At 45.4% G+C, this 26616-nt stretch carries 21 protein-coding genes and 1 pseudogene; 12 read left to right on the top strand and 10 right to left on the bottom strand.

Annotation, left to right across the window (positions count from 1 at the left end; genetic code table 11):
* Positions 1–82 (bottom strand): annotated as a pseudogene (locus AZ602_RS08205) (IS1595 family transposase); the annotation flags it as partial.
* A 153-nt stretch (positions 83–235) separates the two neighbouring features.
* The gene (locus AZ602_RS08200) at positions 236–1546 is read right to left on the bottom strand and encodes a solute carrier family 23 protein (protein WP_103034486.1); all 1311 of its coding nucleotides are present in this window, start codon (positions 1544–1546) and stop codon (positions 236–238) included.
* Positions 1547–1844: 298 nt separating this feature from the next.
* Between AZ602_RS08200 and AZ602_RS08195 the strand changes: the two genes are divergently transcribed.
* The 4 genes from AZ602_RS08195 (at position 1845) to lspA (ending at position 6654) form a co-directional block, all read left to right on the top strand.
* A complete protein-coding gene (locus AZ602_RS08195; RefSeq protein WP_103034485.1) occupies positions 1845–2642 on the top strand; it encodes a thioesterase family protein in 798 nt (265 codons plus the stop codon).
* Positions 2635–3234 carry an SAM-dependent methyltransferase gene (locus AZ602_RS08190; RefSeq protein WP_103034484.1) on the top strand — a complete coding sequence of 200 codons (600 nt, stop codon included), beginning with the start codon at positions 2635–2637 and terminating at the stop codon, positions 3232–3234. The genes AZ602_RS08195 and AZ602_RS08190 overlap by 8 nt, the downstream gene beginning before the upstream one ends.
* Before the next feature lie 119 nt (positions 3235–3353).
* Positions 3354–6137 (top strand): isoleucine--tRNA ligase, encoded by a 2784-nt coding sequence (gene ileS / locus AZ602_RS08185; RefSeq protein ID WP_103034483.1) that lies wholly within the window; start codon positions 3354–3356, stop codon positions 6135–6137.
* Positions 6130–6654 carry a signal peptidase II gene (gene lspA / locus AZ602_RS08180; RefSeq protein WP_103034482.1) on the top strand — a complete coding sequence of 175 codons (525 nt, stop codon included), beginning with the start codon at positions 6130–6132 and terminating at the stop codon, positions 6652–6654. Before ileS ends, lspA begins: the two co-directional genes overlap by 8 nt.
* Before the next feature lie 64 nt (positions 6655–6718).
* Here lspA and AZ602_RS08175 read toward each other — a convergent pair whose 3' ends face one another.
* Positions 6719–7381: a LysE family translocator gene (locus tag AZ602_RS08175; RefSeq protein ID WP_103034481.1), complete on the bottom strand. Its 663-nt coding sequence runs from the start codon at positions 7379–7381 to the stop codon at positions 6719–6721.
* Between the two features lie 105 nt (positions 7382–7486).
* Here AZ602_RS08175 and AZ602_RS08170 point away from each other — a divergent pair, with 105 nt between their 5' ends.
* From AZ602_RS08170 to AZ602_RS08155, 4 genes are all read left to right on the top strand, one after another.
* Positions 7487–7978, top strand: coding sequence for a peptidylprolyl isomerase (locus AZ602_RS08170; protein ID WP_078318133.1), 492 nt, complete (start codon positions 7487–7489; stop codon positions 7976–7978).
* A gap of 47 nt (positions 7979–8025) precedes the next feature.
* Positions 8026–9258 carry a homoserine O-acetyltransferase gene (locus AZ602_RS08165; protein WP_103034480.1) on the top strand — a complete coding sequence of 411 codons (1233 nt, stop codon included), beginning with the start codon at positions 8026–8028 and terminating at the stop codon, positions 9256–9258.
* A gap of 51 nt (positions 9259–9309) precedes the next feature.
* Positions 9310–9927, top strand: a complete 618-nt coding sequence (metW, locus tag AZ602_RS08160; protein WP_103034479.1) for a methionine biosynthesis protein MetW — start codon at positions 9310–9312, stop codon at positions 9925–9927.
* A 245-nt stretch (positions 9928–10172) separates the two neighbouring features.
* Complete coding sequence (locus AZ602_RS08155; protein ID WP_078318130.1) at positions 10173–10742, top strand: tetratricopeptide repeat protein; 570 nt, start codon at positions 10173–10175, stop codon at positions 10740–10742.
* 132 nt (positions 10743–10874) lie between these two features.
* On the opposite strand, the gene AZ602_RS08150 is transcribed toward AZ602_RS08155, so the two are convergent.
* From AZ602_RS08150 to AZ602_RS08130, 5 genes are all read right to left on the bottom strand, one after another.
* Positions 10875–12932, bottom strand: coding sequence for a TonB-dependent siderophore receptor (locus AZ602_RS08150; protein ID WP_103034478.1), 2058 nt, complete (start codon positions 12930–12932; stop codon positions 10875–10877).
* Between the two features lie 306 nt (positions 12933–13238).
* Complete coding sequence (gene guaB, locus AZ602_RS08145; protein WP_078318128.1) at positions 13239–14711, bottom strand: IMP dehydrogenase; 1473 nt, start codon at positions 14709–14711, stop codon at positions 13239–13241.
* Positions 14712–14861: 150 nt separating this feature from the next.
* On the bottom strand, positions 14862–16061 hold the full coding sequence (locus tag AZ602_RS09990; RefSeq protein WP_146025232.1) for a hypothetical protein: 1200 nt from the start codon (positions 16059–16061) through the stop codon (positions 14862–14864).
* 74 nt (positions 16062–16135) lie between these two features.
* A protein-coding gene (locus AZ602_RS08135; RefSeq protein ID WP_369803884.1) for an IS3 family transposase occupies positions 16136–17211 on the bottom strand; the annotation gives its coding sequence in 2 pieces (ribosomal slippage) (positions 16136–16965 and positions 16965–17211; 1077 coding nt in all).
* Positions 17212–17277: 66 nt separating this feature from the next.
* The gene (locus AZ602_RS08130; RefSeq protein ID WP_103034476.1) at positions 17278–18399 is read right to left on the bottom strand and encodes a hypothetical protein; all 1122 of its coding nucleotides are present in this window, start codon (positions 18397–18399) and stop codon (positions 17278–17280) included.
* A 130-nt stretch (positions 18400–18529) separates the two neighbouring features.
* On the opposite strand from AZ602_RS08130, the gene AZ602_RS08125 reads away from it, so the two are divergent.
* The gene (locus AZ602_RS08125) at positions 18530–19324 is read left to right on the top strand and encodes a DsbC family protein (protein WP_103034475.1); all 795 of its coding nucleotides are present in this window, start codon (positions 18530–18532) and stop codon (positions 19322–19324) included.
* Positions 19325–19599: 275 nt separating this feature from the next.
* Complete coding sequence (locus AZ602_RS08120; protein ID WP_078318126.1) at positions 19600–20901, top strand: homoserine dehydrogenase; 1302 nt, start codon at positions 19600–19602, stop codon at positions 20899–20901.
* Between the two features lie 100 nt (positions 20902–21001).
* Here AZ602_RS08120 and AZ602_RS08115 read toward each other — a convergent pair whose 3' ends face one another.
* Positions 21002–21952 (bottom strand): WG repeat-containing protein, encoded by a 951-nt coding sequence (locus AZ602_RS08115; RefSeq protein WP_227525204.1) that lies wholly within the window; start codon positions 21950–21952, stop codon positions 21002–21004.
* A 72-nt stretch (positions 21953–22024) separates the two neighbouring features.
* Positions 22025–23476 (bottom strand): cysteine--tRNA ligase, encoded by a 1452-nt coding sequence (cysS, locus tag AZ602_RS08110; RefSeq protein WP_103034473.1) that lies wholly within the window; start codon positions 23474–23476, stop codon positions 22025–22027.
* Positions 23477–23752: 276 nt separating this feature from the next.
* Here cysS and metG point away from each other — a divergent pair, with 276 nt between their 5' ends.
* Together metG and AZ602_RS08100 are read left to right on the top strand one after the other, a co-directional pair.
* On the top strand, positions 23753–25813 hold the full coding sequence (metG, locus tag AZ602_RS08105; protein ID WP_103034472.1) for a methionine--tRNA ligase: 2061 nt from the start codon (positions 23753–23755) through the stop codon (positions 25811–25813).
* A 52-nt stretch (positions 25814–25865) separates the two neighbouring features.
* On the top strand, positions 25866–26564 hold the full coding sequence (locus AZ602_RS08100) for a TIGR04219 family outer membrane beta-barrel protein (RefSeq protein WP_103034471.1): 699 nt from the start codon (positions 25866–25868) through the stop codon (positions 26562–26564).
* Positions 26565–26616: the final 52 nt, after the last annotated feature.

The following is a 26616-nucleotide window of genomic DNA, read 5'->3' as shown; positions in this document are numbered from 1 at the left end:
AACGAGCAGTAACTTCAAGTACAAAAAATTCAAGCAGTCTTTTTTGTACTTTTTTACTTAGTTTACAATGGGTTATCTTCATAAAACTAGTATAACATGAGAGTTATTCTAGTACAGCCCCAAAAGTAATGCGTATTATAACTGATTTTTTGGTAACAATCACGCAATTTTAGAGAAATATCTTAAAATTCATTAAAATTACAAAGCCATCACCATCAGCGTTATTTATGAGCGATTAATGCGCTTGACCTGCTTTTTCTTCTCGTAGGCTTAAGAACCAATGCAGAATAATCGCTGCAAAGGTCGCCGTACCAATACCGCCCAGATTAAATTCACCAATCATTAAGCCAAAATCACCAGTACCAAGGATGATGGTGATGGCAGCAACCATCAGGTTTTTGTTGCTGGCAAAATTCACCTTATTATCAATCCAAATCTTCGCCCCAGCAATGGTAATCAGACCAAACACCACGATCGATGCACCTGTTAGGACTGGACTTGGAATGGTCTGAATCATCGCACCAAATTTCGGTGAAAAGCCCAGCACCATCGCAAACACACCTGCCACCACAAAGATGATGGTTGAGTACACACGAGTCACCGCCATCACACCGATATTCTCGCCATATGTGGTCATGCCTGTGCCACCCACACCTGCTGATAAGGCAGTCGCCACACCATCAGCAACGAAAGCTTTGCCAAGCTGCGGAGTTAGGTTTTCGCCAGTCATTGCACCGACCGCCTTGATATGACCCAAGTTCTCCGCTACTAGGATAAATGCCACTGGCGCAATGATCAGCATGGCGTTGGTATCAAAGGTTGGCGAGCTAAAATTCGGCAAACCAAACCAAGCAGCATCACGAATCAAGCCAAAATTAATCGGCTCGCCCAAGCCCATCACATTGGTTGCAATCGCATAAATCACATACGCCATCACAAGACCAAGCAGTAGTAGCAAACGCTGCATAAAGCCACGAGCAAATACCGCAATCATCCCCATGCATAGCACAGTAATCAGCGCCATCCACAGCTCAAATGGCTTGCCTTGTACGCCTTTGACAGTCACTGGTGCTAGGTTTAGACCGATGATCATCACCACCGCACCTGTCACCACAGGCGGCATCAGCTTCTCAATCCAGCGCGTACCTGTCGCCATCACAATTAGACCAATCACAGCATACAAGATACCACAGGCAATGATACCGCCAAGTGCCACAGATAGATTTGGATTCGCCCCTGAGCCTGTGGCGTGTGCTGTCGCTGCCGCCACAACGCCAATAAATGCAAAGCTTGAGCCCAAATAGCTTGGCACACGCCCACCTGTCATCAAGAAAAATAAAATCGTACAGACGCCCGACATCATGATGGCAAGATTGGCATCAAAGCCCATCAAAAGCGGTGCCAACACCGTCGCACCAAACATCGCCAGCACATGCTGCAGACCCAGCATGATGCTTTGACCCACCGGTAAATATTCATTGGTGGCAACAGGTTGCGTATTGATATCGCCTTGATAAGGCTGCCATTTTGGGAACCAGCTCATAATAACTCCAACGGTATTTGATACACCAAAAAACGGCGAATGGAATTTTCCAATCACCTTGCATCATCATTTGCTTAATAAAGTGAGATATTTTTATAAAATTTCACTATTGTACTACATTTGGGTGATGAATGTGTAGGATTTATAACTGTCATAACCAAAAAATTGGAATGATGGGTCACACTAAGTCGCTAGCCATGTACTTGTTATTTTGTTACAATGCTTAGTGCCAATTTTAAAAAATCCATTTTTAAAATGCAAATAAGGAAAGCCAGTAAACTTATCAAAAAAAGGATTTGTCATGCCAAGTTATTATCAATTCTTAGACCGCCAAGAACAAGCCGATGGCAGTATCATCGCTCGCTACATAAGCACCAACCACGCCCAAGGCGCTTGGAATGAGCACGAACAGCACATGGCGCCTGCCACGGGCATCATCAGCCACGAATTACAACATTTCTCCCCACGCACCGATATGCGTATCGCTCGCATCAGCCTAGATATTTTTGGGCTGATTCATGCCGGTGAATTTGAGATCACCACTCGCACCATCCGAGCAGGTCGCACCATTGAGCTGATCGAATCAGTCATGACCGCCAAAGGCAAAGTAAGCATCACCGCTCGAGCATGGCGACTGCAGATGAGTGACACAAGTGCCGTCGCAGGACTCGAAGATACACCGGTCGCCATCTCGGATAATAGATGGCCGATGGATGTGCAGTGGGCGGGTGGATTTATCCGAAGTGTTGAAGCCTGCACCGATGATCGCCGTGCCGGTAGCGGTGTGGTATGGCTGAGCAATGACCTTGAGATGATCGAAGGCGTGCCGACGACGGACTTTGTACGGTTAATGGGCATGGTCGATGCCGCCAATGGTGTCGTACCACGCATCGAGCAGCAGACGATTGAGTGGCTATTTCCCAATCTAGACCTGCAAATTCATCTATATCGCCTACCCGTCGGCAAACGACTAGGCTTACAGAGCATACAACAAATCGGTGATGATGGTATCGGTCTCACCAGTAGTATCTTGCATGATGAGCTTGGGCCATTTGGTCGCAGTGAGCAAATTTTGACGGTGAGGCAGCTACATGGATGATACTGCCGCACAAGTCAATCACGCCAGCTTTTGGCAAAATCGCTATGACCAAGGTCAGACTAACTGGGATGCTGGTAGCATCACTACACCGCTCAAGACCTATATTGATCAGCTTGATAATCGCCATCAACGCATCTTGATCGCTGGTGCTGGCAATGCTCATGAAGGTGCTTATCTGCACCAACAGGGTTTTGATCGTGTGTTTTTATTGGATTTTGCCACAGCACCGCTTGAGCGATTTGCCAAAGCTTATCCAGATTTTCCCCGTGATCATTTATTATGCCAAGATTTCTTTGATCTTGATGGACTAACCTTTGATTTGATTTTGGAGCAGACTTTCTTTTGTGCCATTCATCCCAATCGGCGACAGGATTATGCCAAACAAATGCATCACTTATTGGCGACAGAGGGCAAATTGGTCGGCGTATTGTTTGATTGGCAATTTGAGACATCGCCGCCTTTTTCTGGCAGCATTGATGAATACTTGACACTGTTTTCAAATTATTTTTATATTAATACGATGGTACCTTGTTATAATTCCATCTCTGCCCGCCAAGGCAAAGAACTATTCATTCACTTAACCAAAAAATAGTCATCGCCTACCCTAGGTCACCACATTCATCGCCATAAGTTGCCGATTATCCTTTGTAACTTACATCATTTTGGCTTATAATAAGGAGTTTATTAAAATTATCCAGCAGCGAGATACTCATGAGCGAGCCAATCGATTATAAAAACACCCTAAATCTTGCCGATACCGCCTTTGCCATGCGTGGTGACCTTGCCAAGCGTGAACCGCAATGGCTTGAACAATGGCAAAAAGACGATGTCTATGGACAGATTCGTAAGGCTCGTCAAGGTCGCAAAAAATACACCCTACACGATGGCCCGCCGTATGCCAACGGTCAAATCCACCTAGGCCATGTGGTCAATAAAGTCCTAAAAGACATCATCGTCAAATACAAAACTCTAGACGGCTATGATGCACCATATGTGCCAGGCTGGGACTGTCACGGTCTGCCAATCGAACAAAAAGTCGAAGGCCTACTGGGTAAAGTCGGTCAAGAAAAAGACGGCCGTATCATCTCATCGACCGAATTTCGTGGTGCGTGCCGTGACTACGCCAAAAGCCAAATTGCCCTACAAATGGCGGATTTCAAACGCCTAGGTGTGCTTGGCGACTGGGAAAATCCATATCTGACGATGAATTTTCAAACCGAAGCCGACACCGTACGAGCACTTGCCAAAATCTATGAAAACGGTCATATCGTGCGTGGCATGAAACCTGTCAACTGGTGTCTAGACTGTGGCTCTGCTTTGGCTGAAGCTGAAGTCGAATACGAAGACAAGACTTCTGATGCCATCTATGTCGGCTTTGATATTGTCAATCGTGAAACTCTGGCACAGACTGCCAACATCACAGGCAGCCTACAAGCAGTGATTTGGACAACGACGCCATGGACGCTGCCTGCCAACCAAGCCATCAGTGCACACAGCGAGCTTGACTATGCCATCATCTCATCGGGTGAGCGTCATTTTATCGTCGCCAAAGATCTGGCCGAAGACTTTGCCAAAGCCATCGCTTTGGAAGATGTTGCCATCATCACGACCGTCAAAGGCAGCGAGCTTGATACCCTAAAAACCCAGCACCCATTGATTGCTGAGCGTCAAGTGCCAATCATCCTAGGCGAGCACGTCACAGCTGATAGCGGTACAGGCCTTGTACATACCGCTCCAGCACACGGTGTCGATGACTATAATGTCGGCCGTACGTACAACCTACCGACCGAAAACCCAGTCGCAGGCAACGGTGTCTATCTACCTGAAGCCAAAGTATTCGTCGGAGAGCACATCTATAAAGCTCAACCAAAAATCATCGATGCACTCAGCCAAACTGGCCACCTACTGGCACACAACAAAATCCGCCACAGCTATCCACATTGCTGGCGACATAAGACACCGATTATTTTCCGAGCGACGCCACAGTGGTTTATCAGTATGGAAGCCAAAGGCTTGCGTGAACAAGCTTTAAAAGACATTCCTGAAGTCATCTGGACGCCAGCATGGGGTCAAAACCGCATTGAGTCGATGATGAACGGTCGCCCTGACTGGTGTATCAGCCGTCAGCGTACTTGGGGTGTGCCGATTCCGTTCTTTATCCACAAGGACTCAGGCGAGCTACACCCACGCACTTTTGAGCTGATGGAAGAAGTTGCCAAGCTCATCGAACAAGGTGGCGTAGAAGCATGGTTTGATGCCAGTGCCGAAGCGTTTATCGGTGCTGATGCTCAAGAATACAACAAATGCACCGACACGCTTGATGTGTGGTTTGACTCAGGCTCAACCAACTTTGCCGTATTGGCTAGCCGTGATGAATTATCAAACCCTGCCGATCTATACCTAGAAGGCTCTGATCAGCACCGTGGTTGGTTCCAGTCATCGCTATTGGTCAGCGAATCCATCTATGGTCGTCCGCCATACAAGCAAGTTTTGACGCACGGTTTCACCGTCGATGCCAAAGGTCATAAACTGTCCAAATCCAAAGGCAATACCAAAGGCTTTGAGCCATCTGACATCGCCAATAAGCTTGGCGTGGACATTCTGCGTCTGTGGGTCGGCTCATCAGACTATCGCTATGAGATGGCGGTGAGTAAAGAAGGCTTTGATCGTACGACCGATATGTATCGCCGTATCCGTAATACCATCCGATTCTTACTTGCCAATACCGATGACTTTGATCCAGCAAGCGATTTAATCGATGCTGACAAGCTTGTCAGTCTGGATAAATTCATCCTAACTCGTGCCAAAGCTGTCCAAGACGAAATCATCAGCTCATACACCAATATGGACTTCCATCAAGTCTGTCAAGCGGTGATGGGTTTTTGTTCGCAGGATTTGGGTGGATTTTATTTGGACATCATCAAAGACCGCACCTACACCACGCGTGCAGACGGTCATCCACGCCGCTCAGCACAGACTGCCCTTTATCATATCGCACACGCGCTACTGCGCTGGATTGCACCAATTTTATCATTCACCGCCCAAGAAGCATGGCAAGTACTCAAAGGCACAGATGGCTATATCTTCACCGCTGAATGGTATGAACTGCCAACACCTGCGATGACTGACATCTCAAGTGATGAATGGCAAGCCATCGTCGATGCCAAAGACATCATCAATAAAGCCATCGAAGATGCACGCACCGACAAGATCATCAGCAGCAACCTGACTGCCAAAGTCGCCATCACCGCACCTGCCCAGACTGCCGAGATTTTGGCAAAATTAGGTGATGAGCTTCGCTTTGTCTTCATCACCAGTGATGCCACTGTCAATACAGGTGATGCGTTGTCTGCTGTCATCACCCCTGCTGATGGTAGCAAATGTGTCCGCTGCTGGCATATCCGCACCGATGTCGGTCAAGACAGTAGCCATCCAGAGCTATGCACCCGCTGTATCGAGAACTTAGGCGATGGCGAGGTACGCCACTATGCCTAATGCCAACCAAATCCCAAATGGCAGCAAGGCAATGGGATACTATCTCATTGCCATCGTCGTGCTTGTGCTTGATCAGATCAGCAAATACTATTTTGAATTTGCCTTTGAAGAAGGTGATACGGTGAGCGTCATTGAGCCTGTGCTCAACTGGACTTTGGCGTACAATCGTGGTGCCGCCTTTAGCTTTTTGGCAGATCAAGCAGGTTGGCAAAAGTGGTTTTTTGCGATCTTGGGTCTTGCTGTCTCAGGCTTTATCATCGCCTATCTGCGTAAAGTGCCGAAGGGTGCTGGTGTGCTAAGCCTAGGGCTTGCGATGGTGCTGGGTGGTGCGATTGGTAATGTCATCGACCGAGTATTGCATGGTCATGTGATTGATTTTATTCATGTGCATTATGCCGATGTGTGGCATTATCCGATTTTTAATATCGCCGATATCGGTATCTGCGTAGGGATGATGCTCGTGGTCTATGATATGCTGTTCTTAGAAAAGAAACGCACACTTGGGCAAGACCTGTAAGACAATCAAAAAGGCTTAATCAGATGATTAAGCCTTTTTATTCATCAAATCCCTGTATTTATACTCAATCCGACACCGCAACTTTTGCACCCATCAACACAAACACCGCACCCGAGCCAATATCCATATAACGCTTAGCTTTTTGGCTGGTGAGCAGCTTGGATAATACCGTGCCTGCCAACATCGCCAAAGCCACAAGCCATACCGCCGAGATCATGGCATAAACCACACCAAGTAGCAGATAGGCAGCAGCATTATCCACTTGTGTCGCCACAATAAACTGCGGAAAAAACGCCAAGAAAAACAGTGCCACTTTGGGATTGAGCACATTGGTCAGTAAGCCTGAACGATAGGCTTGCCATGCACTGATGGGTATGGCATTGCTAGAGCTATGGATGGCAAGCCTAGTTGGATTTTTGATGGCATGATAAATCGCCATGACGCCCAGATACACCAAATATGCCGCACCCAAATATTTAATCATGCTAAACAGCATCGCTGATTTGGCGACAATCGCTGCCAGCCCCACGGCCGCAAGCACCGTATGCACCAGCACGCCACTTGCCACACCAAGTGCCGCCATCGAGCCGATATGCTTATCATAGCCAATGGCACGATTGAGCACAAACACCGTGTCAATCCCTGGTGTCATCGCAAAAATCATCGTCGCCGTCACAAAGGTGGCAAATTCTTTGATACCAAAGTGCAAAAGCAGCTCGCCAAACATGGTCAGTCCTTTTTTTGGAAACTGATTCAGATTTTGCAAGTTTTGGTGGTGAATGTCAATGGATATTATGCTAAACTAAGGTAATTTTTGAGACATTATTTGACTATGAATACACCAATTTTACCCAATGAAGAAGTGCGTATCGCACATGGCAGTACAGTCAGTCTGCATTTTGAAGTCAGCCTACCAAATGGTACTGTCATCGACTCCACCTTTGACCGCCCTGAGCCTGTCAGCCTAACCATCGGTGATGAAAGCTTGCTTGCCGGTTTTGAAAAGGTACTGATTAACCTAAAAGCTGGCGATACTCGCACCGCCCACCTGCCTGCCGATGAAGCCTTTGGGCAATGGAATAGTGAGAATGTGCAGAGCTTTGCCCGTGCACAATTTGCTCTATCTGAGCCAAACCCTGTCGTCGGTATGATGATGGAGTTTGCCGACAAAGGTCAAAATTCACTCGTGGGCGTCATCAGCGAAGTGGGTGATGATACGGTCAAAGTGGATTTTAATCACCCATTGGCAGGCTCTGATGTGCTGTTTAAGGTACAGATTTTTAAGGTCACACCAAAAGGCGAAGTCGGTGTTCAACTGCGATGACCTCTGCACATCAATAAGTTCGGTACAATATAAAATTGGGAGATAGCGTGCAAAGCAGCGAAACCACCTCAGCACAACTGACAAACTCCGTCGGCATCGTCACACCACAGACCTTGGTGTTTGATGAGCCATTGACCTTAGAATGCCAACGCGTATTGCCATCATTTGAATTGGTCATTGAGACTTATGGCACATTAAACGCCGAAAAAACAAACGCCATCTTGATCTGCCATGCCTTATCTGGCAGTCATCATGCCGCAGGCTTTCACAGCATCGACGATGCCAAGCCCGGTTGGTGGGATGCGTTGATTGGCCCAAACAAAGCCATTGATACCAATGAGTTTTATGTCGTATGCCTAAATAATATCGGCTCATGCCACGGCTCAACAGGACCGACGACCATCAACCCCGAGACAGGCAAAATCTATGGCGCAGATTTTCCACTGATCACCATCAAAGACTGGGTGAAGACCCAAGTGATGCTCTCAGATCGACTGGGCATCGACAAATGGCACGCCATCATCGGCGGCTCAATGGGCGGCATGCAAGCGCTACAATGGTCGGTCGATTATCCCGATCGCTTGGCGCGAGCAGTCATCATCGCCAGCACGCCAAAGCTATCGGCTCAGAACATCGCCTTTAACGAAGTGGCACGCCAATCGATCTTATCTGACCCTGATTTTCATGATGGTTGGTATCTGGAGCATGGCACCTATCCGCGTCGTGGCTTGATTTTGGCACGCATGGTCGGGCATATTACTTATATCACCGAAGATGCGATGAAAGCCAAATTTGGCCGCGATCTAAAATCAGGCAAATTCATGTATGGCTATGATGTCGAGTTTCAGGTCGAAAGCTATCTGCGCTATCAAGGCGAGCGATTTAGCCAAAATTTCGATGCCAATACTTATCTACTCATGACCAAGGCGCTTGACTATTTTGACCCGACGCGCGGCTATGTGCCTGATGCTCTGCCCGATGAACAGGCGCTCAAAGAGACTTTGGCACGCACCCAATGCCAATTTTTGGTGGTGTCATTCACGACCGATTGGCGGTTCTCTCCCGAGCGTTCGGTGGAGCTTGTGGATGCCTTGATCGCCAATCAAAAATCCGTCAGCTTCGTCAATATCGATGCGCCGCATGGTCATGACTCGTTCTTATTTGATATCCCTCGCTATGTCAATGCTGTCAAGGGCTTTTTGATGGCGCCAGCGATCCAGACTGCGGTGCGTGCCGATGGCATTTCGCCGACGACGATCTCAAAACTTGCCAGACAATAGCGCAATGGTCGATCAACCCTCATCCACATCGTCCACATCAAAGGATCACTTATGAATAACATCGATCATCAACTGGCTGAAAAATGGATCAAACCCAAATCGCGCGTGCTTGATCTTGGTTGCGGTGATGGCACTTTATTGTTGCACCTGCAAAAAACACTGGGTGTCACAGGTTATGGTCTTGAAATTGATGAAGCCAAAATTAATGAAGCCATCGGTAAAGGGCTGAATATCATCGAGCAAGACTTAAACGATGGCTTGGCGCGCTTTAGTGATAATAGCTTTGACACCGTGGTGATGGCGCGTGCGCTACAGGCGGTAAAATCCCCCGATCAGCTACTCATCGACATGCTCAGAGTCGCCAAAGAAGGCATCGTCACCTTCCCAAACTTTGCCTATTGGCAAAACCGCGTGTATCTTGGCATCAAAGGCATCATGCCAATGAGCGAGACGCTGCCACACGAATGGTATAACACGCCAAATATCCATCTGTGTACCTTTAAGGATTTTGAGCGGCTGTGCGATGACAATGACATCCGCATTATCGATGCCGTCGCCATCAGTGACAAACCCAGCCCAAAGCTGCCGACAGTGCTGATGAATCGCTTGGTTAAGCGCGCACCGAATCTCTTGGCTGATGTCGCTGTCTATCGCATCGCCAAAAACTAACTGTGTGACAATAAATCACGATGACTGACATTGGTTAACTTATGGTTACGGTTTGTTTATTGAGATTGTCACAAAAAAACGCTATACTTAGTGGTTGTGATGATCTTCATCTTAAATCAGATCGATGGACTGATCTAAGATGAGTCATTGGATAATTTGCCCATGATGGTCGCTTTGGGAGCGCGATAGCATCGCTTAATATCCACCAAGCGCCATTTTGACTGATTTTGCCACAGGAAATGACCATGAAATTTTTAAAAACCGCCCTTTTCATCGGCGTACTTGGCAGTGCTGTGTTGGCACATGCACAATCCTCAACGAGCAGCACTCGATTTGAGTCGATGGACATCACCGGCCTAACCAACCAAGCCGCCAGTGGCAATCATCATGCGCAATTTTTCTTGGCCAAGCGTCTGCAAAAAGGTGAAGGCGTCGCCAAAAACCCTGCGCAAGCTGTCTATTGGTACACACGCGCCGCCGAAAAAAATATCGCACCAGCACAGCTGAATCTGGGCATCATGTACCTGCGCGGTGAGGGCGTAAAAGCAGACATGGCCACAGGTCGAGCATGGCTTGAGCGCGCTGCCAATCTGGGCGATAATCGCGCAAGCTACGCACTGGCGATGATCGATGAGCAGCAGCAGCGCTTGGTGGATGCTTATAAATGGTACGATCTATCCACCCGCGATGGCATGCTTGATGACAATGTACGCAATCGCGCTAAGGCAAAAGTCAGCCAACTGGCACTAAACCTATCCTCAAGCGAGATCGAATCTGCCAAACGCAGCGCCAATGCTTGGTTCCAAAACCAATAACCTTTACCAAAAAACCAAACAAACAGCCAATCGCGACAGATTGGCTGTTTTGATTTTTAACATTTGCATGCATATAAAAGATGAACGCCCAAGCAAGCTTGAGCGTTCGGTGGAGAAAGCTATTTGTATGGATTAGAAAGTATAATTCACACCCACACGGTATTCGCGGCCGACGCCTGGGTAGGTATTCACGCCCGCACGCTGTGAATGTGGATAGTAGAATTTATCTTCAAGATTATTCACTGACAAATTCACATTCATCTTATCATTGCCATAAGGCTTCCAATTTGCAAACACATCGCTCACGCTATAGCCTGGGCGAGAACTGATGGCTGACCCAGCCACAACTGCATCATCAGAATCCTCAACAGTACGATTACGAACGCCAATTTCTAGGTTTGGATTAGCAAAGCGATAAGCCAATGACGCTGTCCAAGTACGACCGACTGGTACGGCAAATTCAGGGTTAACTTCAGCAGTTGAGCTTAAGAAGTACTCAGGGTTGCTCTCGGCCACACCAACACGCGCAGTCAAGCCGCCTTGACGATATGATGCACCTACTTCATAGCCGTGGTTTTTAGAATAACCGTCATTGACCGCCTCTCTTTGGCCTGCTGCATCATGTCTGTCTTGTGGATTGACGATGACATCATCAACTTTTTGCCAATAATAAGTACCATCTAACCCAAAGTTGCCATTATTGTAGTTAAAACCGATTTCAGTGTTGCGTGCTTGTTCAGCTTTGATATTTGGGTTAACAGATACACGAGCGCGACCAACCATCAAAGCATCATACAGACGCGGGCTGCGAGTCGCATAGTTATGGTTGGCACTGAAGCTTAGTGATGGTGTTGCTTGATAAATCAAACCAAGACTTGGGTTTAGGTTGCCGCCTTTTGCATTGACGCCGTCATTTGCAGTAAAATCAAAGTGATCATAACGCACGCCGCCTGTTAAGGTCAAGTTACCCACATCACCGATAATTTCAACATACGCGCCTGTGTCAGTTTTTTCTGGTGTGTGCGTCATGATGCTAGGATTGATGTTGCCCGGGGTGATTTCTTGATGACGGTAATTTACGCCATATTTTACCAAAGTATTCTCACCAGCATTCACATCTACATTAAAGTTTGCACCTTTGGTGTCGATCTCGGTAGTGGTCTCAACAGGATCTGGATAGTTTGCTGCATTGCCATAGCCACAGTAGCCACAGCCACGATCATCAGCTGAATAACGCTCATTTTTCATCTGATAAATATTGGCGGTCACATCATTGGCAAAGCTAAAGCCCAAGTCTTTTGCGGTCCATTCCAAGTTGGTATTACTTAATGAGGTTTCGCGATAAGCTGGTGCCTGACGAGCCAAGCTTAGGCGAGGATTGACCTCCGTACCAAATGCAGAAAACTCTTCACGCACAGTACGCACGCCTGCTTGCTCATCTTTCATGTGACTAAGCACAAAACGATGCTTGCCAAAATCTGCGCCTATTTTTGCCAAATAGCTGGTCGTCTCAAGTGCACTGTATGGCACATAATCTTCGCCATCAATGCCATTGACATAGTCCTTGCCCGCTGAGAAATTTTCTTCATCTTTGACATTATAAGAGATCAAGGCATCAACATTACCCATGCGACCAAAAGCAGTCGCACCGTAATTATAACTATCATTGCTTGAGTAGCCTGCACTGATTTTAGCACCATAGTCTTTGTCGCTGCCAGCCAGCAGATCTTTGGCATCTAAAGTTCGAGCAACAATCGCACCATTGGTGGCGCCGATACCAGCCGATGCTGATCCTGCACCTTTTTGAACACTGACAATCTTCACCAAAGATGGATCAAGGATAAAACGACCTTGATGGTATAAGATCTGGCTATCAGAATAGGCATTATCAACCTTGATATCCACTGAGTTTTGACCCATACCGCGAATGGTCAAAAACTGTGATGCACCTGTACCACCACCGATGTCAATCGCTGGCTCTTCTTCAAGTAAGCCACGCAGATTTGTGTCAGTACTCTCATCCTTTTCTTGAGCAGTCACCACATTGGTTTTTACCTTGGTGCCTTGACGGTCGATATTGACATATTCTGTCGCCAAAACAACTTCAGATACCGACTCATCAGCGTGCGCTTGGGTAACAAAAGCAGCGCCCATCGCCAAAGTTAGGGGCAATAATTGAAACTTTTTCATAACAACTCCGATTATGATAGAAATATCAGCCAGTAAAACGACCTGCCAACTCACCAAACTCAACCAAAAAAACCTGAAAATATGACAATTAAGCAAGAATAGCAAGGTATGGATAAGGATTGTAGCAGACTATTTTTATTTTGTAAATGATAATTGATACTATTTGATAAAATAAATGGGAATTATTTGTATTTAATTTATTGATAGGATTGTTATTGTTATTTTATTTCATTTTTAGGATGATCAAACGCTCGCCAAACAAAAAAATCGCCCATCATGCGATGAGCGATTCAAGCTTAGGCAGTATTAGTTTTGACGATAGTTCGGTGCTTCTTTGGTGATTTGAACATCATGGACGTGCGATTCTTTCATACCTGCTGATGTCACTTTGACAAAGGTGGTATTAGCACGCATCTCTTCGATGGTGCGGCAGCCTGTGTAGCCCATCGATGATTTTAGACCACCTGCCAGTTGATTGATGATGCCTGCCACTGGACCTTTGTATGGTACACGGCCTTCGATACCTTCTGGAACCAGCTTTTCAACACCGTCTTTGGCATCTTGGAAATAGCGGTCTGATGAGCCGTTTTGACCACTCATCGCACCCAGCGAGCCCATGCCACGATACGCCTTGTAGTAGCGGCCTTGGAATAGCTCAACTTCACCTGGCGCTTCTTCAGTACCTGCCAATAGACTACCCACCATGATGCACGACGCACCTGCTGCGATGGCTTTTGCCATATCGCCTGAGAAGCGAATACCACCATCAGCGATCAATGGAATGCGGTCTTTGAGTGCGGTGGCGACATTGTCAATCGCACTGATTTGCGGTACACCAATACCTGCGATGATACGCGTGGTACAGATAGAGCCAGGGCCGATACCGACTTTGACAGCGTTTGCACCTGCATCCATCAAGGCAAGCGCTGCATCGCCTGTTGCGATATTACCGCCGATGACTTGGATGTTTGGATAGTTTTTCTTGATCCATGCCACACGGTCGATGACACCTTTTGAGTGACCGTGTGCTGTATCGACGATGATGACATCGACATTGGCATCAATCAAGGCTTCAACACGTGCTTCGGTATCTGCACCTGTACCGACAGCAGCACCGACACGCAGACGGCCACGGCTGTCTTTGGCGGCATTTGGGTTGTTTTCAGCTTTAGTGAAGTCATTGACGGTGATCAGACCTTTTAGGCGAAAATCATCATCAATCACCACGACTTTTTCGATACGGTGCTTATGAAGTAGCTCTTTGATACGCTCTTGAGACTCGCCTTCTTTGACGGTCACTAGCTTATCTTTTGGTGTCATGACATTTGACACAGGCTGATTCAGATTGGTCTCAAAGCGTAAATCACGGTGGGTAACGATGCCAACGACCTTATTGCTACCTGCTTCTACGACAGGTACACCGCTGATTTTGTGCTCACGAGTGATGCGTAGCAAATCGCCCACAGTGGCATCAGGGTTGACAGTGATTGGGTCAGCAACCGTACCTGCTTCGAATTTTTTGACATGGCGGACACGGCGTGCTTGATGAGCGATGTCCATGTTTTTATGAATGATACCTAGACCGCCAAGCTGAGCCATTGCAATCGCCATCTTAGATTCGGTGACGGTATCCATCGCCGCTGAGATGATTGGCAGATTTAGGTTGATATCAGTGGTTAGGCGAGTACTTAGGTTGGTTTCTTTTGGTAGGACTTCTGAGTAGGCAGGTAGGAGCAAGACATCATCAAATGTCAAGGCATCGTAGGCAATGCGTAGCATAGGTTATTTCCTTTGTAGTGTGCCAAATTATCCAAAAATCAGATAATTAGGTTGATGAAATAACGCCGTATTGTACCAAAAATTACGGGGTGTTGGCAAGAGGTTTTTTGTCCACCAACACCGCTTATAATTACATATCAAATTGTTTAATTATATTTGATGCCAATAATCTATCGCTTTATCTCTAGACTCATCTATCTCAGATTTGTATTTATAGCCACAATGCTGACATTGCAAATTTGAAATTTTATTCTTGTTCTGCAACTTAGGTTCCACCACTAAATAATTCAATCTATCTCGGCTTTTTTCAAGATCAGGAATGTTAAAACCAATTGACTGCCAATATTCTAACATGCTTAAGAAATGATCTTTATCCAAATGTCGTTTATAGACTACAAACCATCTATTTCCAGCCTTATTAGTACCATTTTTGCCTACTAGCTTTTTATCTGCAGGTATAGGCAGGCTCGCCAATCTCTCAAAATCAACCAATACCGACTCCCTTTCTGATTGGAAATCCGCAAAAGATCTAACATGAAAAGGATTTGAACAGCTTGGACATAAAATCAAATGTCCGCGATGACCTAGAATATCATCGTTATCCACAATGTCATTGCTCGTAGATACTCCCACTATCCTCAGATTTACATTTCGTCTTTGTAAATGCTCTTTGCTGCAACAAGCAAAACAACTATTACATATTACCCAACCATTTGAGCATTTAGCTGAAGTTCTACTATCAATAACACCAACACATCGTGCATTTGAACAGTGCGATATATAAACATCCAAATCAGGCTTTTCACATTCTGGATTTCGGCAATCAAATCTTGTGACACGATAAAAAGCATACAAAGACTTTCCTTTTGGCTTTAATAAATGCCCACATGATGTACAGTTCATATGCTCTAAGAATCTATTAACATGATTGATCACCCCATATAAGGTTGCAATTTCATCATCATATATTGGCATTTGCAAAATTTCTAAAAAATCCAATAAGTTATAATCTTTCCAGTTTTTATTTGGGTTCGGTATTCTAGCATGCTGAAAACAAACTTCATTATTGCACCACCAAAAAGAAACACCGCTATTTGACATTCTCCGCGCTAATGTTCCGTCGCAAATTTTAGTTTGCTCAGATTTAGAATTTTGGATATTAGCAAGCGAGTCGCTTTTAAAATAACCATAAATATGATCACCAACAACATTACCCCATCCAATAAATTTCTCGCTGCCTGAGTAAAAATTAACAGGTTTGTAATATAAATAATCTATATCTTCATTAAATTCTTCTGATTTTTCGTACGCTCTACCATTGCATTTATTAAAATAATGTCGTAGTTGCAATACATCATCCATTTTTTTAAACAAGCGTGGATTTGTAAATACCCCATTCTTAACACAACATCATCGTAGAATAATTAAGCCACCTGCCTGTACTCAGCAGGTGTCATATCATTAAGTGAATCATGGGGTCTTTCGGTGTTATAAACCTTGATCCAATCCTCAGTCAGCTTACTAACCTCGTTTAAATTGTTGAAAAGGTAGCAGTCTAAAACCTCATTACGATAACTGCGATTAAACCGTTCAATATAAGCATTCTGATAAGGACAGCCAGGCTCGATATAGTCAATATAGATGCCGTGAGCTGATGCCCAATCAGTGAATGTGCTAGATGTAAACTCACTGCCGTTATCCACACGAATTTGCTTAGGATAGCCATGCCACTCGGCTAGCTGGTCAAGGTAGCGAATTACTCGGAGTGAAGGCAGACTGGTACCAATATCAATGCCTAATACTTCACGGTTGTAATCATCAATCACATTAAAGGTTCGAAAGCGAATATTGTTGTGCAGCTTATCGCTCATAAAGTCCATAGACCAAGTATGACCCAATGCGTTTGGCACACTTAGCGGCTTAGGGTTGCGCGTTGGTAGCCGTCTTTTAGACTTACGGCGTAGGTTTAAGTTTAAAGCTGTATAAACACGGTGTACTCGCTTATGATTCCATGAATAGCCAAGCTTACGTATACGCTTAAAACACTTTGGGAAGCCCCAACGATTGTGCTTGTCTGTTAGCTCATTTAAAACATCAATAATTTCACTATCGTCAGATAGTTTAGGCTTATAGTAATAAGCAGTTCGACTCATACAGACAACCTGACAACTAACTGCAATGCTGACATCATACTGCGCCTGTAATTCTTGCGCCCAGACTTTGCGCTCGGGTACAGGCGCTATAGCTTTTTTATGATCTCTTCCTGCATTTGCGCTTTAAGGCTTAAATCAGCATACATCTGTTTAAGCCTACGGTTTTCTTCTTCAAGCTCTTTTAGTCGTTTGACATCAGAGGCTTCCATACCGCCGTATTTAGACTTCCATTTGTAAAATGTCGAGCTAGCTACCCCGTATTTACGGCACAGCTCTTTAGCAGATATCCCAGCTTCTGCTTCTTTTAATATTGATACTATTTGGGTCTCGGTCATTCGTTTGCTCATATTAAAACTCCTTATGGGTATTTTATAAGAAATTCTACGTTTGAGCTGTGTTATTTTAGGGGATAGTTACAGATTAGATAATATTTCAAGCAGGTTATATCTCAACTGAAATTGATTTATTCGTACACGCTGATTTAACAATCTCAATAATTCCAATACAACCTTTGAAGAATAATCCGTTACATTGATGTGTAAAATTTCATCAAGACTCATTTGAATCTTATGTAAATATATAGAATTAAAAATCTTTTTAATACATTTTACTTGATCATTAGTTTCCAAATCCTTAATATTATTTAACCATTCCTTATCAATTTCTTGAATATCATCATTTAACCATAATTCTATTTTGACAACCGGGCTCGCCAATAAAATTGCTTTTTCTATTAAATTTTCATAATTTTCTTTATTTAAAATATGTAACAGCTTTTGAATTTCTTTTATGTTAAGCTTTGTTATATGAGTACCATCATCAAAACCCAACAAAGCTTTGGCGGCAAATAGTTTTAGTTCGTCTGAAACCCAAGAATCAAATACAATCTCTTTTATATCCGCTATATTGGCAAAGTTATAAATAATTCTGTCTAAAATAGAGTTTTTGAAATCATCAAGACATTTTTGATAATTAAATCTAAACAATGAATCTAGACTTTTAATTTTATCTATATCTACAATTTCTGTTAGTTCAAGATTCTCAAGCATCCAATTACGGAATTCATCTTTTGAAAATAGTTTTGCACCAAATTGATTCTCAAGTTGAATAATTGTAGAAATATTTAATTCATAATTGTTTTTTACATAGTTAATCAAGCATTTGGTTAACTGCTGAGCCTCACGACTTTCAAGGATATCAAACAATTCTATATACAATGAATCGTCGCGCACAACGTCATCACTTCTTGAAACATATGCATTAAATAGAAAATCCCAATCAGTTTCATTTTCTAAAAGACTAACACCATACGCCTCTAATTTATCGTTATTTTTAAATGACTTTCTAACTTTTGCTGTTATAAACTTTGACTTAGTAAATTCGGACAGGCTATCCTGTTGCTCTGCCGCAATTGTATTTTTGTGAAAAAATACAGATGAATTGATATCACCCTTAAAATCAGCAAATCCATATTTTGCACCATCAGCTGTTCCAAACCATTGAATTTGACCGATGTATTTTTGATCCTTATCCATAAAAACCTCTTTAGATATAAATAACTAAATTATTTTAATGAAAATTGCAAACTACATCAAGCTTAGCAATGTGGCAAAAAACTCATTTTTCTGACATAATACACATAATTATCTAACCGTTAAAACCAATATGACCACCAAAACCACCCTGCTGACCGCCATCATCACAAGCACCCTATTACTTACCGCCTGTGGCGATAAAGCACAAACCAAAAGCGAAACAGCCGCACCGACGGCGACAGCGACGCCTGTAAGCGACAAGAGCGACACCGCTGTCATCAAAGCCCTGCAAGATAATCTGGATAAATCTGGCATCACCATCAAAGTCACCAATGCCATCGCCACACAGATGCCCGATATGTACTGGGTTAGCTTTGATAACGCCCCATCGATGTTCACTGACAAATCAGGCACCTATCTGATTCAAGGTCAGATAGTCAAGCTCGGTGATGGCGAGCCTGTGGATATTGCTGCTGACCTATTATCCGCCATTGCCAAAGACGCACTTGCCAAAGTCCCAGAATCTGAGCAAATTATCTTCACCGCTCAAGGCGATAAAAAAGCCCACATCTATGTCTTCACCGATCCGACCTGTCATTACTGCCAAAAGCTGCACAGCGAGATCGATGCCATCACTGCAGGCGGTGTTGAAGTCCGTTACTTGGCTTGGCCACGCGCCCAAAAAGATGTCCCACTTGCCAAGGCTATCTGGTGTAGCAGCGACCGCCAGGATAAACTTACTCAAGCCAAACAAGGCAAAGCCATCAACGCACCCGACTGCGACAACCCTGTCGAGCAGCACATGGCATTGGGGCATACACTCGGAGTCAGTGGCACGCCAGCGATCTTTACTGCATCAGGTATGCAAATCGGCGGCTACATCCCTGCTGATGAGCTAATTCAACTGGCCATCGAGCATCAATAAAGCCTGCAATAATCAAGATCAAGCATCATGATCAGATGAGCCGATAGATGAAGCGGCTCTATAAATATTGGTTTGCTACAGCTGTCGAAAAATTCATACAATTTGGTGAGAATTTAGCAAAAATCACTGGCACAAATCCATGACTTATGATAACTTAAGCAATTTACTCATTCTTTAAAAGGCACTGATATTGGCCAAGCTCGCGATTGACTGCGTGATGGCTCAGCTCTTGCCTTGCCGTTTTTTGCTGTTTTCCGAACTTACGGAGCTTTTTTGTGAACAAAACCATCAACATCGCCGTACTGGGTCTGGGCACTGTCGGTACAGGCGTGCTTAATCTCATCAAAGACAATGTCAATGAGCTGGCGCGCAGAAGCGGCCATCGCTTGGTCGTCACCCACGCAGGCACACGCCGTCAGCGTGATGATATCGATCCGAGCATCCACCAAACTGCTGATCTGATGTCGATCGCCGAAGCGCCAGATGTCGATATCGTCATCGAAGTCATCGGCGGCACCGATGTGGCTTATGATGTCATTACCCATGCCATCCGCCACAAAAAACATGTCGTCACCGCCAATAAAGCCTTACTTGCCAAACACGGTAACGAAATCTTTAAGCTTGCCGAAGAAAATGGCGTACAAGTCCGCTATGAAGCAGCGGTCGCAGGCGGTATCCCGATCATCAAGATCGTGCGCGAAGCACTTGCTGCCAACAAAATCGACTGGCTAACTGGCATCATCAACGGTACTGGTAACTTTATCATGACCGAGATGCAACAAAAAAACCGTAAATTCAATGATGTCCTTGCTGAGGCTCAGGCACTGGGCTATGCCGAAGCGGATCCGACCTTTGATGTCGAGGGCATTGATGCAGCGCATAAATTATCACTACTGGCATCGATCGCCTTTGGTATTCCTGTGCAGTTTGATAAGGTATATTGCGAAGGCATCACCAAAGTCAGCCTCCAAGATGTCGTCTATGCCAAAGAGCTTGGCTATACCATCAAGCATCTGGGTTTTGCCATCCGCCGTGATAATGGCATCGAGCTGCGCGTGCATCCTGCATTGATCCCAAGCGATACCCTGCTTGCCAATGTCAATGGCGTCAAAAATGCCGTGATGATCGATGCGCACCCGCTTGGACAGTCGCTGTACTATGGCGATGGCGCAGGCGCTGGTGCGACCGCATCGGCGGTGATGGCGGATGTGATGGATCTGATCTATGTCATCAAAGATGCCCTGCCAAGCGATGTGCCGCATCTGGCATTCATGCCCGATGAGCTGTCAGATACCCGCATCCTACCAAGCGATGAGATGACTTCTGGCTACTATCTACGCCTGACAGTCAAAGATGAAGTTGGCGTACTGGCTGACACCACGCGTATCCTAAGCGATAATGGCATCAATATCGATGCTATCCTACAGCGTGATGCACACAAATCAGGTCTGGTGCCGATCATCATCCTCACCCTACCTGTCGTCGAAAAACAAATGAACACCGCCATCGAGCAAATCGAAGCCTTGGGTGCGGTGGTCGAGCCTGTGGTGCGCATCCGTCTAGAAAGCTTGGAATAATCGCTTGGCTTGAACTGTCGCAAAAACCAAAAGACGGCCTGATGGTCGTCTTTTTTGATGGTGATAGATTAAATCAGTACGGCATGACACCATCAAACAATTAGTCGCTCACCAAAACGCCTTGTTCATCATAAAGATCATGGTTGCCATCAGTCCTTTTGGCAGACAGATAGGTTTTGTTGTCATGATATGAAGATTTTTCGTAGTTAATATCCACAGCGTCATACCTCACAGGCACGACGATCTCGCCTTTGGTATTGATCACGCCGTATTTATTGGACTGCTCTACCAAATATAAACCCTGAAAATCCAAGTCTGAGATCAGATCGTAATCATAGCCAGTTAATCGGGTTGAATGAATGTCCATCAAGGCATATTGGTCGCCATCTTTGACAGCGACAAGGTTTGGCTTTAGTAGTTCAAGATGTTGGTGCTTAAAATCGATGGCTGCGCGATTATTGACATCGATGACGCCATACAGATCCTGATATTTGACCTCAGCCAAGCCATCAGAAAATCCAAAAGCGTAATCATACATCAAGGGAATGACAAGCTCCCCTTTGGTATTAATAAAGCCGTATTTACCATCAACCTCGACTGCTGCCAAGCCATTGTCATAAAACTGATTGATCTTGTCATACATACCGATAGGGATAATAAAATTACCCTTGGTATCCACCAATCCCCAGCCATCACTGACCACACCCAAATTGCCAAACAAACTATCTTGGCTTAAATCTCGAGTCTCAACCAAAATCAGCGCATCAGACATCGGTAAAGGATTGTCATACTCCCAATCACTTGGCATATAGATCTGATGATATTGATTAGGCAAGATCAGCTTACCCGATGCATCCACCAAGCCCATCGGATAAGGAAAATCGCCAAAAACCGTTTGTAAATTATCACCGACAATGGCGACGCCTTTTTTATTTAAGCAGCCCACATGATCAAACTGTTGTTCAGTGTTTGGCTTGATGCACGCCATCTCGGTATAAGCTTCATCATCGAGAGACGCATGACTGGTATTGAGCGATAAGGCCAACATCATTATTAGATTTAGCGCATAAGATCTTGGTCTTATCATAACCATCATCCAACCAATAGAAAGTAAAGAGATCTATCACACCCGACGCCAAGTCGTGCCTGCTCGGCTGTCTTCCAGCTCAATGCCCACTGCCTTGAGTGCTTCACGGATAGCATCGGCTTTGGCAAAGTCTTTATTGGCTTTAGCTTCGGCGCGCTCAGCGATTTTGGCGGCGATATCGCGATCACTCATGCCATCTTTGGCATCACCATCGATTCTAGCCTGCAGAAATTGGCTTGGTGAGGTCTGAACGATATTTAGTACACTGGCCAAGGTCTTGAGGATGCGCGCCTGCACCACCGCGGTTTGTTGATCGCCTGATTTGATGGCGCGATTCACCTCGCCTGCCACACCGAACAGCACGCTTACGGCCTTGGCAGTATTAAAATCATCATTCATCGCCGCTGCGAACGCTTGACCTGCCTCGCTTGACCATGCCGCCTCATCGACATCAACATCGCCGTACATCTCAGCAGATTTGAGCGCCTGATACAGACGCGTCAGTGCCGTGTGGCTTTCTTTGAGCGCGGCATCTGAAAAATTGACAGGGCTGCGATAATGGCTGGATAATAAGAAAAACCGCACCGCTTCAGGGTTGAATTTCTTTAGCACATCACGGATGGTGAAGAAATTGCCCAAAGACTTACTCATCTTCTCGCCATCGATATTAATAAAGCCCATGTGCATCCAGTTGTTGGCGTAGGTTTTGCCACTGGCGCCCTCGGATTGGGCGATTTCGTTTTCGTGGTGCGGGAATTGCAAATCATGCCCACCACCATGAATATCAAAGGTCTCACCAAGACAGCAAGTACTCATCGCACTGCATTCGATGTGCCACCCTGGGCGACCCAAGCCCCACGGCGATGGCCAATGCGGCTCTGACGGCTTGGCAGATTTCCACAGCACAAAGTCAAATGGATACTGTTTATCATCTGCCGCTGTCACACGCTCTGATGCGCCTGCTTGCATTTCATCAAGCTTGCGCTTAGATAGCTTGCCATAGCCATCAAAACGATCCACGGCATAATACACATCGCCGCCCGTGCCTTGATAAGCCAGATTCTTTGCCATCAGTGTGTCAATCAGCTGCTGCATATCCTCGATATGCTCAGTCGCTCTAGGCTCGCGATCAGGACTGCGGCAGCCCAGCGCCTTTTCATCTTGCCACATCGCAGCGATGAAGCGATCGGTCAGCTCGGTGATACTCTCACCATTTTCATTGGCGCGGTTGATGATCTTATCATCGATGTCGGTGATATTACGCACATAATTGACTTGATAGCCGATGGCGCGCAGCCAACGAGTGATGACATCAAAGCCCACCATGACGCGCGCATGTCCCATGTGACAATAGTCATAGACCGTCATGCCACAAACATAGATGCCCACCTGTCCTGCCTGCATCGGCGTAAACGGTCGCTTGGTGGCGCTTAGAGTATCATATAAAACCAAATCTGCTTGGGTGCGCGTGAGTGCTGTGGCTGTCATGAAAAATCCATAGTATAGTCAATGAGTGAAATTTGGGTTAATTTATGCCGCTTATCATAGCAAAATTTGCCAAACATTTCAGCAAAAACCCATCATATGGATGCAGTTTTTGGCTGATTTGATCAAAGACTAAGATGTAATGATGGCTCAAATTTGATGGTCATTAAGTCAAATCCTAAGTTATGCGCACTGATGGCGGTTATGGGTGATTTTGCGCCAAAATTCGGCTATAATACGGATATTTTTAACATCTATTAAAATCTTGGAATGCTCGATATGACAACCAATCGCAAAATTCTAGTTACCAGTGCCTTGCCTTATGCCAATGGCCCGATTCACCTAGGGCATTTGGTCGAATACATTCAGACGGACATTTGGGTGCGCGCCATGAAAGCCATGGGTCACACGGTCACTTATGTCTGTGCTGATGATGCTCACGGCACTGCCATCATGCTAAAAGCCGAAGCCAATGGCATCACGCCCGAAGAGCAAATCGCTACCGTCAAAGCCTCACACGAAAAGGACTTTGCTGGCTTTCATATCGGTTTTGATAATTATCACTCGACACACAGTCCAGAAAATGAACATTTTTCACAAGCCATCTACACCAAGCTTGAACAAGGTGGCTATATCTTTACCAAAGATGTCGAGCAATTATTTGACACCGAAAAAGGCTTATTCCTAGCTGACCGCTTCGTCAAAGGCGAATGCCCTGAGTGCGGTGCAAAGGACCAATACGGCGATAACTGTGAAATTTGCTCAAGCACCTATAATGCCACTGAACTAAAAAACCCGTATTCGACGCTGAGCAACACCGCACCTGTCATCAAATCTTCCAAGCATTATTTCTTTGACTTGCCAAAGTTTGAAGCATTTTTGAAGACATGGACAAAGGGTGATAATCGCTTACAATCAGCGATTTATAATAAGCTGTCCGAATGGTTTGAAGCAGGTCTTGCACCGTGGGACATCAGCCGTGATGCACCATATTTTGGCTTTAAAATCCCCAATACACCCACTGGTGAGCCAGACAAATATTTTTATGTTTGGCTAGATGCCCCTGTTGGCTATATGGCAAGCTTTAAAAATCTGTGTGATCGCACAGGCATGGATTTTGATGAATACTGGAAAAAAGACAGCACAACCGAACTGTATCATTTCATCGGCAAAGACATCGTTTATTTCCATGCGCTGTTTTGGCCTGCGATGCTCGAAGGTGCTGGGCTTCGCACACCGACAGCGGTGAATGCACACGGCTTTTTGACCGTCAATGGTGAGAAGATGAGTAAGTCTCGCGGCACATTCATCAAAGCAGAGACTTATCTTGAAAATCTTAACCCTGAATATCTGCGTTATTATTTCGCCAGTAAGCTGTCATCTAGTGTCGAAGACATCAACCTTGACCTTGAAGACTTTATGCAAAAGGTTAACTCAGATTTGGTCGGCAAAGTGGTCAATATCGCTTCTCGTTGTGCAGGCTTTATCCATAAAAATAACGAAGGCAAATTGGCGGATACTCTATCAGAACCTACCTTGGTACAAGAAATCATCGATGCAGGTGCCGATATCGCAGCTGCCTATGAGGCGCGTGAATTTGGCCGTGCCACCCGCCTAATCATGGCGTGTGCCGATAAAGCAAACGAATACATCGATACGCATAAGCCATGGGCACTGAACAAAGAAGGTAAAACCGAAGAAGTGCAGGCAGTTTGTACTGTGGCTTTGAACATTTTCCATAAGCTTGTGATTTATCTGGCACCGATTTTGCCTATTCTTTCTGAAAATGCTCGCACCTTCTTGAATGTCGATAGCCTAGCCTTTGATACTCGCCACACGCATTTGGTCAATCACACCATCAACGCCTTTAGCCCACTGATGAGCCGTGTCGAAAAAGACAAAGTCGATGCGATGGTGAATGCATCCAAAGAAAGCCTTGAAAAACCAAACAATCAAACGGATAACAAAGCGAACAAAACCAAATCTACTGATACATCCACTGGGGCAGCCGGTGAATTTATCGGTATTGATGATTTTGCCAAAGTGACAATGAAAGTTGCCCATGTCATTGAGTGTAATGATGTCGAAGGCGCTGATAAGCTACTACAATTCACCCTAGACATCGGTGAAGAAACCACCCGCAATGTCTTTAGCGGTATTGCTAAGTTTTATAAACCTGAAGAGCTAACTGGCAAAAAAGTCGTCTGCGTGACCAATCTGGCACCACGCAAAATGAAATTTGGCATCTCTGAAGGTATGATTTTATCCGCCGAAAAAGACGGTCAATTAACCGTCATCACTCTGCCAGACACCATGCCAATCGGTGCTACTTTGGCATAATTATTTCCCCAACCTGCCCCATCATCGATGGGGCATCATTTGAGTGTTATTTATGAAAAAAATCGCAATCGCAACCGCACTACTGATCGCAAGCACTGCACAGGCTGATACCCTATACGGTCTGTATGCTGATGCCAACTATTGGCATACCTCTGCCGACATTACCGATAATGGTAGCAAGCAAAGCTTTGATGATGAAGGCAATTATATGCTATCGGCAAGCCTAGAGCACGGCGTACCACTGATCCCAAATGTGCGCGTGCGTCATGCTGACATCAGCCACAGCCAAAACACCGCCATCACCCGTGATGAAGTGACATTCACCAGTACCGATGCCATCGCTTATTATGAAATTCTGGATAATGTGGTGAGCGTCGATCTGGGTCTAGGCGCCAAGCGTATCTCAGGCGATGTCAAATACACAGGCGGCAAGACGCTGGATCTGAATAAGACCTTGCCGATGGCTTATGCATCTGTCGGTGCTAAGCTGCCGTTTACCGGTCTGTCTGCCAAAGCTGAGCTTGGTGTCGGTGTCGGCAGTAATGTCAAAGCTACAGATGCGCAAGCTGAAATCAAATACGACTTTGTTAAGACCGCTGCCATCGATCTTGGCATCAAAGGTGGCTATCGCGTGCTGTCATTGGATTATGATGAGATGGATGTGAAATATCTTGGCAATGTTTTTGGCAGCCAAGTGCCATATAAGGCGGACTTTAAAGGCCCTTATGTCGGTGTTGAAGTGCATTTTTAATGGTCAAACCTGGTCATCCCAAGCAAAGCGCATCATTTCGGTGATGCGCTTT

The organism is Moraxella sp. RCAD0137 (assembly GCF_002894025.1).
Classification (GTDB): domain Bacteria; phylum Pseudomonadota; class Gammaproteobacteria; order Pseudomonadales; family Moraxellaceae; genus Moraxella; species Moraxella porci.
This window is presented reverse-complemented; position numbering and strand designations above follow the sequence as displayed.